Annotated in this window: 16 protein-coding genes; 9 read left to right on the forward strand and 7 right to left on the reverse strand. The window is 48.0% G+C overall.

Annotated features, from left to right (window positions below):
* Genes BZG77_RS01365 through BZG77_RS01375 form a run of 3 tightly spaced genes read left to right on the forward strand, consistent with a single transcriptional unit; the run spans nt 1 to nt 1600 of the window.
* Nucleotides 1-519 (forward strand): DUF2878 domain-containing protein, encoded by a 519-nt coding sequence (locus BZG77_RS01365; protein WP_077645900.1) that lies wholly within the window; start codon nt 1-3, stop codon nt 517-519.
* Nucleotides 516-1055 carry a chalcone isomerase family protein gene (locus tag BZG77_RS01370; protein ID WP_241844084.1) on the forward strand — a complete coding sequence of 180 codons (540 nt, stop codon included), beginning with the start codon at nt 516-518 and terminating at the stop codon, nt 1053-1055. The genes BZG77_RS01365 and BZG77_RS01370 overlap by 4 nt, the downstream gene beginning before the upstream one ends.
* Nucleotides 1052-1600, forward strand: a complete 549-nt coding sequence (locus BZG77_RS01375; RefSeq protein ID WP_077645901.1) for a DUF3833 domain-containing protein — start codon at nt 1052-1054, stop codon at nt 1598-1600. Before BZG77_RS01370 ends, BZG77_RS01375 begins: the two co-directional genes overlap by 4 nt.
* A 14-nt stretch (nt 1601-1614) precedes the next feature.
* Here BZG77_RS01375 and BZG77_RS01380 read toward each other — a convergent pair whose 3' ends face one another.
* Nucleotides 1615-3246, reverse strand: coding sequence for a DUF2813 domain-containing protein (locus BZG77_RS01380; protein WP_077645902.1), 1632 nt, complete (start codon nt 3244-3246; stop codon nt 1615-1617).
* 212 nt (nt 3247-3458) lie between these two features.
* On the opposite strand from BZG77_RS01380, the gene BZG77_RS01385 reads away from it, so the two are divergent.
* Nucleotides 3459-4376, forward strand: coding sequence for a LysR family transcriptional regulator (locus BZG77_RS01385; RefSeq protein WP_077645903.1), 918 nt, complete (start codon nt 3459-3461; stop codon nt 4374-4376).
* 53 nt (nt 4377-4429) lie between these two features.
* Here the strand turns inward: BZG77_RS01385 and BZG77_RS01390 are convergent, their stop codons facing one another.
* Entirely contained in the window at nt 4430-7123 is a 2694-nt protein-coding gene (locus BZG77_RS01390) for a bifunctional acetate--CoA ligase family protein/GNAT family N-acetyltransferase (protein ID WP_077645904.1), read from the reverse strand.
* Nucleotides 7124-7409: 286 nt separating this feature from the next.
* Between BZG77_RS01390 and BZG77_RS01395 the strand changes: the two genes are divergently transcribed.
* Both BZG77_RS01395 and BZG77_RS01400 read left to right on the forward strand, forming a co-directional pair.
* Complete coding sequence (locus BZG77_RS01395) at nt 7410-7934, forward strand: SPOR domain-containing protein (RefSeq protein WP_077645905.1); 525 nt, start codon at nt 7410-7412, stop codon at nt 7932-7934.
* A gap of 178 nt (nt 7935-8112) precedes the next feature.
* A complete protein-coding gene (locus BZG77_RS01400) occupies nt 8113-9117 on the forward strand; it encodes a D-alanine--D-alanine ligase (protein ID WP_077645906.1) in 1005 nt (334 codons plus the stop codon).
* Here BZG77_RS01400 and BZG77_RS01405 read toward each other — a convergent pair whose 3' ends face one another.
* Nucleotides 9118-10071 carry a tyrosine-type recombinase/integrase gene (locus tag BZG77_RS01405; RefSeq protein WP_077645907.1) on the reverse strand — a complete coding sequence of 318 codons (954 nt, stop codon included), beginning with the start codon at nt 10069-10071 and terminating at the stop codon, nt 9118-9120.
* Between the two features lie 209 nt (nt 10072-10280).
* Here BZG77_RS01405 and BZG77_RS01410 point away from each other — a divergent pair, with 209 nt between their 5' ends.
* Together BZG77_RS01410 and yciH are read left to right on the forward strand one after the other, a co-directional pair.
* Nucleotides 10281-10649, forward strand: a complete 369-nt coding sequence (locus BZG77_RS01410) for a DUF3319 domain-containing protein (protein WP_077645908.1) — start codon at nt 10281-10283, stop codon at nt 10647-10649.
* A gap of 68 nt (nt 10650-10717) precedes the next feature.
* Nucleotides 10718-11041, forward strand: a complete 324-nt coding sequence (yciH, locus tag BZG77_RS01415) for a stress response translation initiation inhibitor YciH (RefSeq protein ID WP_077460748.1) — start codon at nt 10718-10720, stop codon at nt 11039-11041.
* 55 nt (nt 11042-11096) lie between these two features.
* Here yciH and BZG77_RS01420 read toward each other — a convergent pair whose 3' ends face one another.
* From BZG77_RS01420 to BZG77_RS01430, 3 genes are all read right to left on the reverse strand, one after another.
* On the reverse strand, nt 11097-11987 hold the full coding sequence (locus tag BZG77_RS01420; protein WP_077645909.1) for a TPR end-of-group domain-containing protein: 891 nt from the start codon (nt 11985-11987) through the stop codon (nt 11097-11099).
* An 870-nt stretch (nt 11988-12857) separates the two neighbouring features.
* On the reverse strand, nt 12858-13580 hold the full coding sequence (locus tag BZG77_RS01425) for an RES family NAD+ phosphorylase (RefSeq protein ID WP_241844085.1): 723 nt from the start codon (nt 13578-13580) through the stop codon (nt 12858-12860).
* Nucleotides 13546-13950, reverse strand: a complete 405-nt coding sequence (locus tag BZG77_RS01430) for an antitoxin Xre-like helix-turn-helix domain-containing protein (RefSeq protein ID WP_046076072.1) — start codon at nt 13948-13950, stop codon at nt 13546-13548. The genes BZG77_RS01425 and BZG77_RS01430 overlap by 35 nt, the downstream gene beginning before the upstream one ends.
* Before the next feature lie 151 nt (nt 13951-14101).
* Here BZG77_RS01430 and BZG77_RS01435 point away from each other — a divergent pair, with 151 nt between their 5' ends.
* Nucleotides 14102-15130, forward strand: coding sequence for a Gfo/Idh/MocA family oxidoreductase (locus BZG77_RS01435; protein WP_077645911.1), 1029 nt, complete (start codon nt 14102-14104; stop codon nt 15128-15130).
* Between the two features lie 142 nt (nt 15131-15272).
* Here BZG77_RS01435 and chrA read toward each other — a convergent pair whose 3' ends face one another.
* A complete protein-coding gene (gene chrA / locus BZG77_RS01440; protein WP_077645912.1) occupies nt 15273-16418 on the reverse strand; it encodes a chromate efflux transporter in 1146 nt (381 codons plus the stop codon).
* Between the last annotated feature and the right edge of the window lie 159 nt (nt 16419-16577).

Consider the following 16577-nt stretch of genomic DNA (forward strand, 5'->3'; position numbering starts at 1 on the left):
ATGCGTTTTGTGTTGATCTCTTTATTGTTCAACGTGTACTGGTTTTCGGCGGCTATCGGGCCGCCGAGTTTACAATGGTTGATGGGAGCGATGTTACTGGTTGCGATCGCTTATGATCGTACCGTGATCGCTGGGATCTTAACCCTTGCCCCATTAGGCATCATTGGTGACAGTGTGATGCTGTATACGCAGTGGTTGGCTGTCGACACCGGCTCACTGATCATGCCTTCTTGGCTTATTTTACTTTGGTTGGGTTTTTGCGCCTTTGCGTGGCTGATGCGTGAACTCTTGCTCGCTCGGCCAATTTGGTTGATCACATGCATTGGCAGTGTGGGGGGAGCAAGCAGTTATCTCGCGGGAGAGCGACTCGGTGCATTATCATTCCCGCAATCCTTTTGGATAACGGGCGTGGTATTACTCGGCGTTTGGGCGATATACAGTGTGTTATTCGTTGCCTTAATGCGTTGGTTACAAAACAAAGTAGAGGCGCGAATGGCGGCAACAAGGGGACAACAATGACAGGATGGAAAGCACTTCTCGCCAGCCTCATTCTCACCATGGCAACTTCCGTGCAAGCTGAGCAGCCAACGACCGGCGGCTCGATGGCCTGGCAGCAATGGCCCGAAGTGGGGGAAGCGACCTTAACTTGGGGCTGGTGGACGATTTATCAATCGTCATTACGCACGCCATCAGGCGATTACGAACCACCATTACCTCATGCTCTGGTGATCACGTATGCCCGTGATATTAGCGACGAGCGCTTGATGAAAGCCACTAACGACCAATGGGCGCATTTAGGTTATTCGGCTTCACAACGTGAACGCTGGCAAACTGCGCTTAATGATGCGTGGGGCGATATTGCCGAAGACGATCGACTTGCGTTTGTTCGCTACAAGGACAAAGGCGTTTTCCATTATCAATCTCAAGGGCAAGATTGGCGCACCACATTAGTGATCGATGACACAGATCTAGCCGACGCTTTTTTAGCTATCTGGTTATCAGAAAACACAGAGTACCCCGATCATCGGCGCGCATTATTAGGAGAAGCATCATGACAAAGTGGACCCGCAGTTTTAACCGGGCATGCCTTACCCTTGCAAGCGTTATCATGCTTGCTGCTTGTTCGGCGGATATCGATGATTATCAAGATCRTGAGCCGGCATTCAACATGTTCGAGTATTTTGATGGACATACCAAAGCGTGGGGCATGGTCCAAGACTTTACAGGAGAGCAAACCCGCCGCTTCGAAGTGGATATTGAGGGAACGGTCGACGGTGACACGCTCACATTGGATGAATCGTTTATCTATGCGGACGGAGAAACCCAAACGCGCGTGTGGACGATTACGCGTCATCAAGATGGTACTTATACGGGGACGGCTGGCGATATCGTCGGCGAGGCAAGGGGTGTCGTTGCGGGTAATGCCCTGAATTGGCGCTATGATTTAGTGGTGCCTGTTGGCGAGAGTGAATACCAGTTCCACTTTGATGACTGGATGTTTCGTCAAGATGATGATCATCTCTTTAACGTGACCTCGATGCGAAAATGGGGCATTGAAGTGGGCAAAGTGACGCTGTTTTTCCAACGCGTCGAACAATAAGTGTGTTTGAGGCGTTATCCAACGCCTCTAGCTAGCCCGATGGCACGCTGAATAACCCAACGGAGCAGTTTAGGGATCGGCGTATTCAGCTCATTTTCTGTATAAGCAATAATGGCCAGGGCGGCATCGGGTTTTGCGTAGCGCTTTAACGCCTTGGCGATGATACGCTTATCGTTCATTTGCGGCTGCTGGCTCGCCACGCCAGCCATCTCGCGAAACAACGGCTCATAGCCATTGTTATATAAATAATGCTCAATATCTCTATCGGGCAGTACCGTCAGTCTTGCTCCTTCGGGCTGATGCTCGATTTGTCCTCGCGCGGTGGCTGCGTACTTCTTTCCTGCCATATCACCATCGGCGACAAGGTGCCATTCAATGCCCAGTGCCTTGGCGGTCTTGATGAGTGGCCTAAGTCCGCTTTGTGCAAACTCAATTAAATGGACACCTTCCGCTGCAAAGTCATAACCTTGTAATCGTGCAAACTCATTAAATAGCCAGATTTCAGTTTCACCTTCAACCAATAACCAGCAGCGTGCGAACAGTGCGCTGGGACGATGAAAGCGAACGTGGAACGTGACACGCCGACGTTCATCTTGCGTCAGTAGATGAGAAGGGACTTGATGGCTACGTGTTTCCGTGGGATGGCGTACAAGCCGGCGAATATGATCGAGCTGAACGCCAGCCAACAAATCACCGCTATTGGTGGTCAACAGTTTTTGCATGGGCATGAGTTGGATGAGCCGCCATGCCTGATTTAAAAGTGTGGGGTGTAGCCGACCTTCAGGATCTTCAAACAACATAATAGGTCGGGCATTACGTTTGAGTTGTTTCGGGCCACGCGCCCGCACAAATGCACTCAGTAACCCCATTAATACGAGCCGGCTTTGGTTGGATGTATTGGCTGCAACGGCTTCTAAGGGGTGCATTTGATTATGAGTAATCGACAGTGCGCCAGGAGCATGAATGGGATAGGGGGCGCGGCTATGCTCGTCAGCGGCAAAATAGTGATCGAGTAGCTGACGCATTGCACGCAGACCACTTTTTATTTCCCCTTTGTTAACGTGCCCAGGCATCATTAATAAACGGCGATAGGTATTATCTAAACGTTGCTCAACCCGCGTATTGTCTTTATTGACCATTTGCCCAGGTACCCGCATACGTCGGGCATCACGTACCCTAACAACGGGGTGGATCTGCATTAAATGGCTTGCGAGCGCATCGTTGTCGACCTTTTCAATTATCTCTCCCTGACTGGACAAGAATACACGCTGTACCGACACTTTACTTTCTTGCATGGTCGCGTTCAGACAGTAATCTAAAGTTCGGCAACCGCCATTTTCACCGTTCCAGAGCGGCTTAAAACGACGATAACGGCGAGCTTTATGCTCCCCCGGAAAACTTTCCTGCCAACGGAGAATAATCTGAAATTGTTGTTCTGGGGCAACGCCAAGGGCATGGTCAACATGAAAGTCAGAGCGTTTAAACTGAGGTTTATCGCCACTGGGATGGAGTGCGAGCTCCAGTGCATCCAAAAGAGACGATTTCCCCCATGCGTTTTCGCCGATTAACACGGTGAGTTCATCGACTTGGAGTGATAGGCGCCGGATGCCACGGAAGCCTGCAATTTCTATACGGTCTAATCTCATTGTCACCTCTGTTTTAGAGTATGACACCTTGACGAAAAAGGAAACGAAATCGATGGTTATTTTGTGCTATATGCCTGATTTATCGTGACTAACACATAATGCTTCCTCTCGAGGGATTGCCCTTCGATTTACCATAGGGTGGCAAGGTAAACCCTGATATAGTGTGTAGATCTGTTACGTGCCCTTTTTAGGGTGATCATCGAGAAAAAATTATGTTGTCGTTTGAAGCCTTACACGTTCTTGATGCCATTGAGCGAAAAGGCAGTTTTGCTGCTGCCGCTGAGTCGTTGAATCGTGCGCCCTCATCGCTGAGCTATCAAGTACAGAAGCTTGAAGACGAACTTGGATTAGTGATTTTTGATCGTTCAGGCCACCGTGCGACGTTTACTGATGCCGGCCATTTATTGGTTGAGCGAGGGCGCATGTTGTTAAAAGCGGCAGATGAAATGGTGGCGGATGCTGCATCATTGGCTCACGGCTGGGAGTTGGAAATTTGTCTTGCCTACGATGGATTGTTTAAGAGTGACTTCTTTTTTCCGCTGATCGAGCGTTTAGCTAAAAAGAGTAGTACACGGCTGAAACTGTCTGAGCAAATACTAGCAGGCTGTTGGGAGGCGTTAGCACAAGAGCGCGCAGATGTACTGATTGCGCCGATCCCTGATACTGTGCCTCAAGGGATAAAAGTACAACCGCTGGGAGAAATGAGCGCCTATTGGGTTGCCGCTCCCGACCATCCGATACATAAAGAAACGCGCCCGGTGGAACCCGATGTTCGCGCCAAATACCGTAGCGTCGCGGTTGCTGACACGGCGCGAGGTATGCAGCCGAAAACCTATAATGTGCTGGAAAATCAACCACGCTTAACCGTCAGTTCCATGCATGACAAATATACAGCCATTTTGAATGGCCAAGGCATCGGGACGTTGCCCTGGTTTTGGGTCCAAGACGATCTCAACGCCGGACGTTTAAAACGCCTAAAAGGGGGAGAGCCGTTTCAGCTTAAGTTCGGAGTAGCCTGGAAGCGCAATCGAATGGGCAATGCTAAATCCTGGTTAGTCAGACAGTTGCYCAATTTACTTGCGCCTTACATGCAAGCAGGCGACATACCGATTAATAAGTCTTCGTCTTGAATGAAGAAGGCGCTGGATTCAATTGATCAGCTTTGGTCGCGCGTTGTCTTCGCTTACGCGTTGGATGATAACGGCAGTTGCATATCGACGATGCCATCGGCCATTTGCACATCAATACTAAAGCCGCATTTTTGTGCGAGTGCGATCATCCCTCGATTATTGGGCATGGTCATCCCGGTGATGCGTGATAGGCCTGCCTGGCGGCCATAGTTAATAATGGTGTTCATAAGCACACTGCCGAGACCAACACCTTTTAAATCAGAGCGGACTAAGACCGCAAATTCGGCGTCTGTATTTTGAGGATCGGCCAATAAACGCGCGACTCCCCAGATCTCTTCTCTCCCGGAAGATAGTTGGAACGTGGCCACTATCGCCATTTCACGGTCATAGTCAATTTGAGTCAAATTCGCTAACGCCTCATGATTTAGCTCGCCAACGTCAGAGAAAAAGCGGCGGTATAGATCCTCTTCAGACACTTTTTCGACAAAGGCCTTATGTGTTGGCTCATCTTCGGGAAGAATAGGACGCAGCAGAATGGTTTGTCCGTTTTTAAGCGTGACCGATTGCTCCAATTCTTTAGGGTAAGGCCGAATAGCTAAGCGCTTTTGTTGGCTACCCGCGTAATCTCGTAACCGCAGCGATGCATCCAAAACCGTGAGTTCCTCGCCAGCGACCAGAAGTGGGTGGATATCGAGCTCATCGACTTCCGGGCAATCAATGATCATTTGTGACAATGTCACTAAAAATTGACATAGACGCGGTACATCGATAGCAATAGGAAAGCCGCGTTGCTTGATTTTACCGCTTTTAATCGCACCAATCACAAGATAGCGCGCCAGTGCCATATTCAGCGGCGGGATCCCGACTGCCGCATCTTTGGTGACATCCCAATCAGAGCCGCCTTCTCCGAGTAAAATGATGGTACCAAAAACGGGATCATTACTGATGGTAACGCGCAGCTCCTGGGCACCCGCTCGCGGAGCCATCGACTGTACCAATAATCCTTGGATGTGGGCGTTGGGAAAAGTGACAGACACGCGATCAAGGATCGCTTGAGCGGCATTAGCGACTTCCGCCCCTGTACGTAAATTCAACATTACGCCTTGTACATCTGATTTATGACGAATATCGGAAGAGCGAAGCTTCACGGCAACAGGATAACCAACTTGTTCGGCAATTTGGGCGGCTTCTACCGCGTCGGTCGCGAGCCAGGTAGATATAACCTGCATACCATACGCTTCTAAAAAGGGTCGTACCTCATGGGTCGTTAGGGTGAGATGCTCAATGTCTTCTGCTTGTTCGATAAACGCCCGTGCGGCCAATAAGTCATAGTCCATGAGTCCAGTCGAGGTAGGGGTTTCCATTAATTGCTTTTGGTTGCGCCTATATTCTACTAAGTGCATATAAGCAGTCACGGCGCTTTCAGGTGTTCGATAAGTTGGGAAGCCGGCATGCGTGAACGCCAGCCTCGCGACTGTGGCGTCGTCTCCCTCACCTTGCCAATTCGTTAAAATATTAAAGCGCCGCGCGCGAGGGTTTTCTTTTAATGAATGAATAATGGCTTTGGCGGTCGCCAGTCCAGGTGCCGTGACCGATGGGGAATGCATGATTAAAACCGCGTCGGCCTCATCACTGTTTAACATGATATCTATTGCCGCTTGGTAACGCTGCGTGTCAGCATCTCCGACCAGGTCAATGGGGTTAGTATGCGACCAGCTTGCAGGCAAGACCTGATTTAGGGCGTCAAGCGTTGAATCACTCAAGGTCGCTAGCTTACCCCCTGCATCCATCAGCGTGTCAACCGCCATTACTGCCGGCCCACCGCCGTTAGTGATAATCGCGAGCCGTTCTCCACGCAAAGGAACGGAGTGAGATAGCGTCTCGACCGCGGCAAATAACTCGTGCGTATTGTTTACACGTAACATCCCAGAGCGACGAATTGCAGCATCGTAAGCGGCATCTAACCCTGTGCTGGTCTGACTAAGTTGCTCAAGAGCAACAGATCCACCGCGGGTACGACCACTTTTCAATACGAGAATACGACGATTTCGGGCGGCCGCTCGCGCAGCGGAGATAAAGCGCCGTGCATCACGAATTGAATCGACGTAGAGCAAAATCGCGTCGGTTTTACTGTCGCGACACAAAAAGTCGAGTAATTCGGGGAAATCAATATCACAGGCTTCGCCCAATGAGATAAAGGTTGAAAAGCCAATACGTTTATTTCGCGCCCAGTCCAAAATAGTGGTACAGACGGCGGCAGATTGAGAGACAAAGGCAATGTTTCCTTTGTTGGCCGGTACAGGTGCAAAGGATGCGTTAAGGTTAAGCCATGGCAAAATCATGCCCAAACTATTGGGGCCAAGCACGCGCATGGTGTATCTCTCTGCCACCCGTTGCATTATCGCGTACTGACTTGTGCCGAGTGAGTCGAGTTGGCCGCGCATTCCGGCTGCGAGCACAACGACGAGCTTAACGCCTCTTTCTCCCAATTGTTCGATAAGCGCTGGCGTCGCTTCACCACGGGTACAGAGAACGGCCAAGTCGGGAACAAGTGGCAGGTCCGCAATCGTTTTATACGCCAAAATGCCGGCAACCGCTTGATACTTAGGTGTGACGGGCATGATAGGGCCTTGAAATCCACCGGATTGTAAGTTGCGGGTGATAACGTAGCCTGCGCGGCCGCTGCGGTCGGACGCACCTATAACCGCAATAGATTTGGGCTTGAGGAGTTGATCGATGCCGGCCATAGTTTCCTCCGAAAAAGCGTCGCCCAGCGTCATCAACGGTGGGCACATCAATTGGTTAAGCTCTGAAGCCAGTCTATCGGTTCAGCGTTGAAATCAACGGTCTTTTTTTAACGCAATGTGATCTGGGTGTGGCAGAAACTGACTGTTACGATACATTCAAGCACGTCGTTTAACGTTCTATCTGTGAGCTATCACCGGAAACCTTATATAACAGGTTAACTTTTGGTTGAATGGCTATTAGGTCGGGGGCACAATGAAACAAATTTGGATAACTGACAGAATAACAATGAAAAAACTGGGCTTACTTGCAGTTGCGCTGCTGCTAACAGGATGCAGTGGCGGTGGTGTGACCACTGAAATTTATAGTCAGACCATTGAGTCAACCGATACGCGCGAGACTGTGAAAACCTCGGCACCACAACCGAAAGAGCGATCCGCATCGAAAGAACGATCTGTATCGAAAGAGCAATCCGCTTGGAAAGAGGAAGCGTCGCCAGCGCCGAAAAAACAAACCGTAAAAACATCAAGCCAGGGCCCAGGGTATACCATTCAAATTGTGGCACTTAGCCATGATCGCGGGTTTAGTGATTACGCCAAACGGCTTCCAAGTAACGAGCCACTTTGGAGCAACAAGAAAATGGTAGACGGCTTACCTTGGTATACCTTGTTGTATGGTGAATATTCATCACGAGATGCAGCAAAGCGTGCCATTAAGGCTTTACCGCAAACCATTCAGCAGTATGGCCCTTTTGTTCGTGACATCGCAGACATTAAGCGTTCATCAACGCCTGAGATGACACGCGTTAACTAGTCGAATCTCCGCGCCTGTTAATATAGAAGCTGGCTCTTGGGTCAGCTTTGAACAAACCCGCAGCAATCAAACACCAAAATACCAACAAATACGCGTCGATAGGTGAAAGCAACGTCGCATTTGACTACTATGGCGGTATATTCAGGTAACGTGTTAATGCACGTGGTGAGAGAAAATTATGACGAAACTAAACCTGCTTTTACTGTGCGGTGGCGGTGGTGCGGAGCACGATATCTCGCTCGTTTCTGCGCAGTATATTGAATCACAGCTAGCGAAGCTCCCTCGAGTCAATGTCCAAAAAGTCGAAATCACCCAAGATGGATGGTATCTTGACGATGGTATGCGCTGTCACCTTGATACTGATGGCATGCTTTGTAGCAAGGTTGAGCATAGGCAAATTCATTATGTGATCCCTTGCTTCCATGGTTTTCCCGGCGAGACGGGGGATATTCAGTCACTACTCGAGATCACCGGCCTGCCTTACCTAGGATGCGGCCCGGAAGGTAGCCAAATTTGCTTTAATAAAATTACCTCGAAGTTGTGGTTTGATGCCCTCGGCATTCCGAATACACCCTACGTGTTTATCACCGATCAAAGTGACCAAAGCATGGCACGTGCGTCTGCCTTTTTTGCTGAGCATCAAGGCGTTTTCGTTAAAGCGGCCAGTCAAGGATCCAGTGTAGGCTGTTATCGTGTGACTGAAGAAGAGCAGCTCTCAACATGCATTGCAGATGCGTTTACGTTTTCTGACCAAGTATTGATCGAAAAAGCGATTCAACCGCGTGAATTAGAGGTCGCCGCGTTTCAGGTTGGCGACGAAATTATTGTCACCAAGCCGGGTGAAATACGCTGTCCAGAGGGGAGTTTTTATACCTTTGAAGAGAAATACAGTGAAGGGAGTTCGAGTAATACACAGATTGAAGCACTCGACCTTAGCGAGGAACAAGTTGCCTGTATTCGCGACTATGCCCATCAAGCGTTTAAGCAACTGCGATTAAAGGACATGTCGCGCATTGACTTTTTCTTGACTGAGAACGGTACGGTACTCGTCAACGAAATTAATACCTTTCCAGGTATGACGCCCATTTCCATGTTCCCTAAATTGGTCGAACATCATGGGTTAGCATTTGATGAATATCTCGCATCACGTATCACCCATGCAACGGGACGGCGAGTAAGCTAGTTATTCCGTCAGCTTCTTATGTCGGTATCGCGCTTTAGCTTGTTCACTTGCTATCGTGTTACCGACATATTGCGCCGGCATTGCGGGGCTTTTCCAGCGGCCAAGATGCTGGATTTGTTTTATTGTCATTCCTTTATTGGCAAGTGCACGGCTTGCACCGACGCGAGGCGATTGCCCAGAAAAAGTAACGGATTCACCCAGCAAGCGACTCGCGCGTCGAAAGACCCGATAAATCGATGACGGATCTAATGCGGTCTCACCTAAATGGCCATGTTTGTTGATTCGACGAAGGAGAGGGCCATGATTCATTCCTGTTTTATCTAACCACTGGGCGACTAACATCGCTGTTTGCTCACTCAATGCTACCCGTTGATCTCTAACTATTATGAACGTTTGGGTACCTTGAGTAATCAGATCGTCTGTGGTCAGTGCGGCAAGTTCACTACGTTTAAGCAATCCTTCATAAGAAAGTGACCATACCAGCCGATCTCTCAGATCTTGCAGTCTTTGCGAACTGGCGAGTTGTTCATTGAGCTGTATCATGTGCTGCGCGTGAAAGGGGGTGGCTTCTTTACTTTCTGGTAACTTTGCCTGAAGTAATCGAGCCATGGCGTATTTTACTTCGCGATGTTTACTGGGATCACGCTGTTGATGTAGTCGATGTACTAAACCGACGGTGACCACAACACGACGAATCGCCGATATTTTACGTTGTTGAGCCGCAAGCTCGGCAAAGCGACGCAAAGTCGTTATCGCACATGGCAAGGCTGTGATCCCTTGGCTGTGACAAAAATCAGCAAATACGTGCCAGTCATTACGGTAACTGAGTAATGAATTACGACTGTAAGCGCCTTGTGTTAATAATTCCCACTCATCCAAACTGACCACGCCTTGATTGAAAAGGGCCAAGCTATCGGGAATATGTTTTGACTCAAGCGGTAAAATCTTTTTCATAACGCACTATAACTTTATATATTGGTTGTCAGTCTAACATGCTAGAATAAAAAATATTAGACTTATATCTCATTACACTAGACCTTAAGTCCGTTAATGGCTTGGATTAATGAAATAATTCTAAGTAGGGCTGATAATAGTCTAAAACAGACTCAAAGCCGTGGTTCAATGCAACATGGCGTACGCGGCTATTTGCGAGAGGAAAAAACATGACCCGACGCCTTTTTTATCGTGGTTATACGATTGAAAAGTCAGAAGGTGGCGATGAGGCCACAAAGGTTTACCGCGCTAGACTCGGGGGTAAATCGATATCTGGCAGTTTGCACAATGTGAAAAAATCAATCGAGTGGTGGGCTGACACCAGTATTCTTGTCGATCCCGCCGATTTTGATGATGAAGAGGATGACGTATCGTCAAAAAAGCAGGTGGAAGAATATAATGGTTTTCGTATTATGAACGACGATCCAGAAAAAGATGAAAAGGGCTGGTATATGATTGTCCGAGGCAAACTGATGAAGGGATCGTTACCAGGATTAAAGCTTTTTATTGATAAAAATGGAGAGCAGCTGCGCGGATAGTGACTGCCAACACAGCGACGCTTTTGGTATTATGAGCCTAAAATGTTCAACGAAGCAAAACTATCACCATGTCTGACGAAAACCGCTTAGTCTACTCAACAGAATCTGGAAAAATCAAAGAAACGCCAGAGAAGCCTCAACGCCCTAAAGGGGATGGCATTGTTCGTATCCAGCGCCAAACAAAAGGGCGCAAAGGTAAAGGCGTTAGCTTAGTCACTGGCTTAGACCTTGATGACGCTGAATTAAAACAGCTCGCCGCCGAACTTAAAAAAGTATGTGGTTGCGGGGGAGCCGTGAAAGATGGCGTGATTGAGATCCAAGGGGATAAGCGCGACAACATCAAAACGTATTTAGAAAAGAAAGGCCACACAGTCAAACTGGCCGGCGGGTAAAAAAAGAAAAACCAGGCAACATCTCATGCCTGGTTTTTTTTACGTTTTTTATTGCTTAAATAAGTCCATCAGGGTCAATCAACAGATCAAACCGCCCGTGACCATGCAGTGATTCAAAGTCAGCCTCTTCTCGAGCCGCCTCACGCAACGAAGCACTTTCAGCTATCGCCAGCTCTAAGTCAGACACGGCTTGGTCCTCGGCACCTAACCTTGCATAAGCACAAGCGCGTTGGAATAGGGCATTAGCATTGCGCTCATCCACTTCCAAGACGCGGTTACTAATACTTAGCGCCCAATGGTATTCACCCATTTCCATCGCGGCATCCGCTTTGTGAGTTAACGCTTCGAGATCACCAGGGCGGATTTTGAGTATCTCATTATAAATTTCCATCCGCTGCTCTGGCGTCTGCGAATGCTGCGCACGTAACCATAAGTTATGGATTTCGTTAATGCGTTCAATTTCTTTGTTATTTTCAGCAATAATGCGCGTTTTACGCTTCAAATCTCGCTCGAGCGCTTGGAACTTGCGCTCATATTGCTCTGCAATTTCAGATAACTGTTGATCCGCCAGTTCTTTGGTGTTGGTTTTAATATCACGTAACGACTGCCAGCCAACGAGGGCAATGAGCGATGCTGCGCCCGCGATGAGATAAAAGAAGTAGGTCACTGTCACATTAGCGTAGTTGAGTGACTTATCCGCCACGTCGAGCTCACGGTCAGTAATCTCTGTGACCATACGTTTTTCTAACGCTTGGAAATCGGTTCTTAAGTTCCGGATCTCATCCAAAACATACCTTTCCATCAATGGTTTATCGTAAATACTTTGCTCGGCGTACGATGTTGGCTCTTTGGCCGCCTTAGTATGCTTAACATCGTTTTCGTCCTGAGCTATCGCGCCAAAACTGGCGAACGCCACGAGCAAACACGCCCAAATGTGCGCTTTCATGGTTATCCTTATAATGAATGATCTAATGGCTCGTGAACTGTAGCAAACCTTGCTGAACCTAAAAAGGTTAATGGGTGGAATTCGTCCGGAGCGAACCGTGATTTGTGTTCCCGGTACAGTAAAAACCTGCTGTTCTGCTGTATTTTAGCGTAGTTTGACACCTGTCATACTGTCAGTCATTTTAGACGTATATAAGTCGAATTTAACTGACATGGTGATCACGATGAACCGATCTATTTTAGATGTCGTCATGAACGCAGAAGGTATCGTTGAACCGAGCAAAATGGCCGCGTTTTTCCATACAAATTTGAAAGAAATTGCATCATTGTCTGGGTTACCTTATTCCACGCTGAGTCGCACCGAACGATATTCAACACCTTCCGTGGACGGGGAATGAATTTCATGCCTACGCGTGGTATCGGAGCGAAGGGCTACCAGAGTTTGGCGGATTAACCGCAGAACAACTGGTTAAGCACGATCGAATGGATGCGGTCAGAGCCTACCTCAATCATACGAGCGAAGGCGGTTATGCTTAAAGACAAACCATGTTTGACCTATAGAAAAGCGTCGCTCGCGAAAAGCGGCAAATGTAGAGCTATTTACAGCTCATCACTGCGTGATTGAAGCATCTTAGGTCAAGCGGAGCATTTGAACTAAGTTGATTAAAGAAAGTGGTGATTAGCTATTTTATGGTAAATAGTCAGTTATGTTGAATCATCGCGTCAGAATACTGAAGGGGGAGAGAAAATGGAGGTGAGGAGTCAAGGCGCTTGTCTTATCGATACGATTCATCATCTGATAACCACTTTATTTAACATAATATATATAATGCGCACTTAAGATTGATTTATTAACATACAGCCGTAACGCTCAGTCCATTGCGTAAATCTTCTCAACCTGACTAATGTCTTTCCCGTTCCAAATCATTTCTGCGTGGAAGCATTGGATGACATCGCTAACGACTTGTGGCGTAGACATCGCCCAGCAAATCCTCCCTTCATTTCGCACTGAGTTGTAGCGGATCCCTGATAATGCATCATTTTGCCGTACCTGGCGACCAAGCGCCTGAGCCGCAGAGTAATCAATCAGGTCGTAAATTGGATCTGTCATTGGCTTGTCGCACACATCAATCACCTTATTATCATCAAATGTGAAACGAAGCGCCCTAAACACCAAACGATCATAGTGAAGCCCATTAACGCCAGCCCAATACTTGCGCTGGTGATACATGACCTCCTTTACAGCGGTTTGTTCGGTGTCACCAATATAAAGCATCCCAAAGCTGCCATCAGCAAAGCGTGAGCCATCACGGTTAATGTGCGTAAAGGCGGCTACCGCATAGCTACGACCACGTTCACAGTGGTACAGGATTTCCTCCGGCTTAATCAGGGAAACATCACCCACTTCATCGAGAATACGTGGATTCGTCAATGCTTGCAGTTGATACATCACCTCAAAGTCCTCAGGGTTGAGGACATCATCAAACAAGTCAATCGTCGGGTACTTAGACGGAATGAGCCTATATCCTACTGCTTGATTTTCTCGACCATCCAGCATTTTATCCCCACTGACCTGAACGTAAAGCGTCAACACGACAGAACACTTCGTAGAGATCAGCAAACTTGCCGCTACTAATAATAGATAAAGGCGTCCGCCCTTCGAAGTAAGCGTTTTTGTTCTCCATAGACATGAATCCCTGCACGTTCTCTTGGTTATCGAAGATGATTCGAAGACTACCGTGGATGTTTGCGATGTAGCTTAAACGCTCAAGCTGATCATCATCCATAGATATCGTGTCTGGGTTAGCCTTGTACTTTTGGAACGTAGACCTTGGTATGCGAAGAATTCGTTGCATGTCTGCGCCGGTACATCCCCATCCTTCCATTATGTTTACAGCAGCCTTGAAGCCGACCTGAGCCATTCTCTTCTTGTCTGCCGCTTTTAGTGCTTGTGCTGCTGTCATATCATTCACCATTTCATGCTCACACACTCTCATTATGGACTTAATCTATAATTATATCCATATTGAGACAGAGAGATCTTGCACTTAGATTGATTGGCGTGTCGATGTCCGATAAAGTGCTGATAATACATCGTCAATGCGAGTGCGCTTTATGATAAAAACAGCTTTGGTCGGTTTTGGCTTTTCTGCCAATACATTTCACGTTCCTTTTTTGAGTGCAACCTCTGAGTTCGCTATTTCAGCTGTTGTGTCCAGTAAACCCGAACAAGTTGCACAGCGATTGCCTAAAGCGGCTTGCTTTGACGACCTCAACACTTTACTCACTCAACAAACCCCAGATTTGGTGGTGATTACTACCCCCAACCACCTCCATTACCAACACGTTAAACAAGCATTAGAAGCCGGTTGCCATGTCTTGGTAGAAAAGCCTTTTGTGACCAATAGCCGTGATGGTCTCGAGCTAGCGGCGCTGGCCAAGCAAAAAGGCTTAGTGTTGTGCCCTTACCACAATCGACGTTGGGATGGGGATTTTCTCACCCTAAAAGGGTTACACCTAGCAGGTGAGCTTGGCGACATCAAAGTCATGCATTCCAGCTTTAATCGCTACCGCCCAGAAGTCCGCCAACGTTGGCGTGAATTGCCAGGTGAAGGCAGCGGCATTCTCTATGACCTCGGCTCTCATTTAATTGACCAAGCCCTCCACCTTTTAGGGGAACCGGATGCGGTCTCTGGCACCTGTCGTGCGCTACGCCCTGGCAGCGAAACGACCGACTATTTTCAAGTGACGCTGCATTACCCAAATACAGAAGTAATTTTATCCTCCAGCCCTTACCGTTCAGGTACCACCGAACGCTTTGTCGTCCAGGGTGAAAAAGCGACCTTCAGCACCGTAGGATTAGATATTCAAGAAGAGCAACTACGCGCGGGGTTGATGGTAACTGTCTCTGGTTTTGGTGAGCAAGCGTATCAAGGGATGCTCGAAGTTGGTGACAGCGTCACCCCTGATCCTCTCACCCTTGAAAATGGCCAATATCACCGCCTGTTCGATGGATTAGCAAAGGCAATTACCGATAACCAACCCTCGCCTGTTTGTCCGATTTCTGCAAGCAAAGTCATCTATGCTATTGAGCTGGCACAAACAGCCTCTGATACAGGTACTCGTCAACCTTGGCAGTTCTAAGGCTGCAGTTTATAAATTAATTAAAAAGCTGAGCCACATGAGCGATGTGACTTAGCTTTTTGCTTTACAATATATAAAGTTATAGTGCGCTAACTGACAAAAAGTAGCCCAGACACAGCTGGGCCACAAAGTATGGCGCGTATTAAGCGAGAGTAAACTGGTACACCATCATTAATAGGAGTAACCAAAACACCGAAATTCGCCATTGAGTTAATGCCACTAAGCCAAGCGCGATGGGCACTAAATCCAAAGGTTTTGTGTAGGCGGAAACCCATACGGGTTGATACAGCGCGGCGGCGAGTAACCCCACGACACTGGCATTAATGAGGCTGATAGCCCCGGCCAAGCGAGGCTGAGTTTTAACCGCCTCCCAAATCGGCAAAACACCGAACATAAGTAATGCACCAGGCAAGAAAATCGCAATCGTTGCAATGATACTGCCCCAAATGGGAGCTAAACCTTCAACACTGGCACCCAGATAACTCGCCATGGTGAACATCGGCCCCGGCACTAGCTGAGCCGCCGCATAACCTTCAATTAACGCCGAATCAGTGACAACGTCACCGATAATGGGCTCGAGCAATGGCAAAACCACATGCCCGCCACCAAAGACAAAACTGCCCGCTTGGTAGAACAGATTAAACACCTGTACCCATAAGGTTTGATTAAACAGCCAAGGTACTGTGAGCAATAGTAAAAAGAGACCCAGGATCACGCTACTGCGGCGCCACGCAATGTTAACTGGTGCATGATGTGATTGGGGCTTCGCAAACCCAATAGCTCCTACAATGCCTGCAATGACAATGGGAAGTACTTGATATAATACGCCCGATGGCGTTAGCAATAGCCATAACGTTGTTGCCACCGCCATTGTCCCAGTCGCTAACGAGCCGATAAATTTTCGGCCCATTGAGACAGTGGCATCAATCACTACCACCACCGCTAATAATTTGGCTGCGCTAATGATGCTTGCGACCCAATCAGAAGCTTGCGCACCGCTGTTTAATACCGCCGCCGCTGTCAACAAAACAAAAGAAGGCAAGGTAAACGCGACAAATGCGCCAAACGCACCTAAATAACCTGCGCGTTGATAGCCAATATACATACCGAGCTGACTGCTTCCTGGGCCAGGTAGAAACTGGCTGATGGCTAAACCAGAAGCAAAGGTATCCGCACTCAGCCACCGCTTTTCTTTGACGAACWCACGCTCAAAATAGCCGACATGCGCGGCCGGCCCACCAAACGACATGCACCCTAATAAGAAAAACTGTTTGATTAATTCAATCATCTATCACCTCCTCGCCAAATTTTATGCGATATCAATCATGAATAAAAACAGCCATTCCAATTTTCATGGTCGATATAAACAATAAATAAGCCGATATAAGAATAAATGAAAGATAGTGTGTAATTTTATAACCGCTTTAAAAGTGAGCACTTACATTTA

Source organism: Salinivibrio sp. IB643, from assembly GCF_001996105.1.
GTDB classification, from domain to species: domain Bacteria; phylum Pseudomonadota; class Gammaproteobacteria; order Enterobacterales; family Vibrionaceae; genus Salinivibrio; species Salinivibrio costicola.

Coding starts and splice junctions, on each gene's coding strand:
- BZG77_RS01405 (WP_077645907.1), bottom strand. CDS start 10,071: ATGAAAAAGATTTTACCGCTTGAGTCAAAACATATTCCCGATAGCTTG.
- BZG77_RS01435 (WP_077645911.1), top strand. CDS start 14,102: ATGATAAAAACAGCTTTGGTCGGTTTTGGCTTTTCTGCCAATACATTT.
- BZG77_RS01365 (WP_077645900.1), top strand. CDS start 1: ATGCGTTTTGTGTTGATCTCTTTATTGTTCAACGTGTACTGGTTTTCG.
- BZG77_RS01390 (WP_077645904.1), bottom strand. CDS start 7,123: ATGGCCGGCATCGATCAACTCCTCAAGCCCAAATCTATTGCGGTTATA.
- BZG77_RS01395 (WP_077645905.1), top strand. CDS start 7,410: ATGAAAAAACTGGGCTTACTTGCAGTTGCGCTGCTGCTAACAGGATGC.
- BZG77_RS01380 (WP_077645902.1), bottom strand. CDS start 3,246: ATGAGATTAGACCGTATAGAAATTGCAGGCTTCCGTGGCATCCGGCGC.
- BZG77_RS01410 (WP_077645908.1), top strand. CDS start 10,281: ATGACCCGACGCCTTTTTTATCGTGGTTATACGATTGAAAAGTCAGAA.
- yciH (WP_077460748.1), top strand. CDS start 10,718: ATGTCTGACGAAAACCGCTTAGTCTACTCAACAGAATCTGGAAAAATC.
- BZG77_RS01420 (WP_077645909.1), bottom strand. CDS start 11,987: ATGAAAGCGCACATTTGGGCGTGTTTGCTCGTGGCGTTCGCCAGTTTT.
- BZG77_RS01430 (WP_046076072.1), bottom strand. CDS start 13,950: ATGACAGCAGCACAAGCACTAAAAGCGGCAGACAAGAAGAGAATGGCT.
- BZG77_RS01370 (WP_241844084.1), top strand. CDS start 516: ATGACAGGATGGAAAGCACTTCTCGCCAGCCTCATTCTCACCATGGCA.
- BZG77_RS01400 (WP_077645906.1), top strand. CDS start 8,113: ATGACGAAACTAAACCTGCTTTTACTGTGCGGTGGCGGTGGTGCGGAG.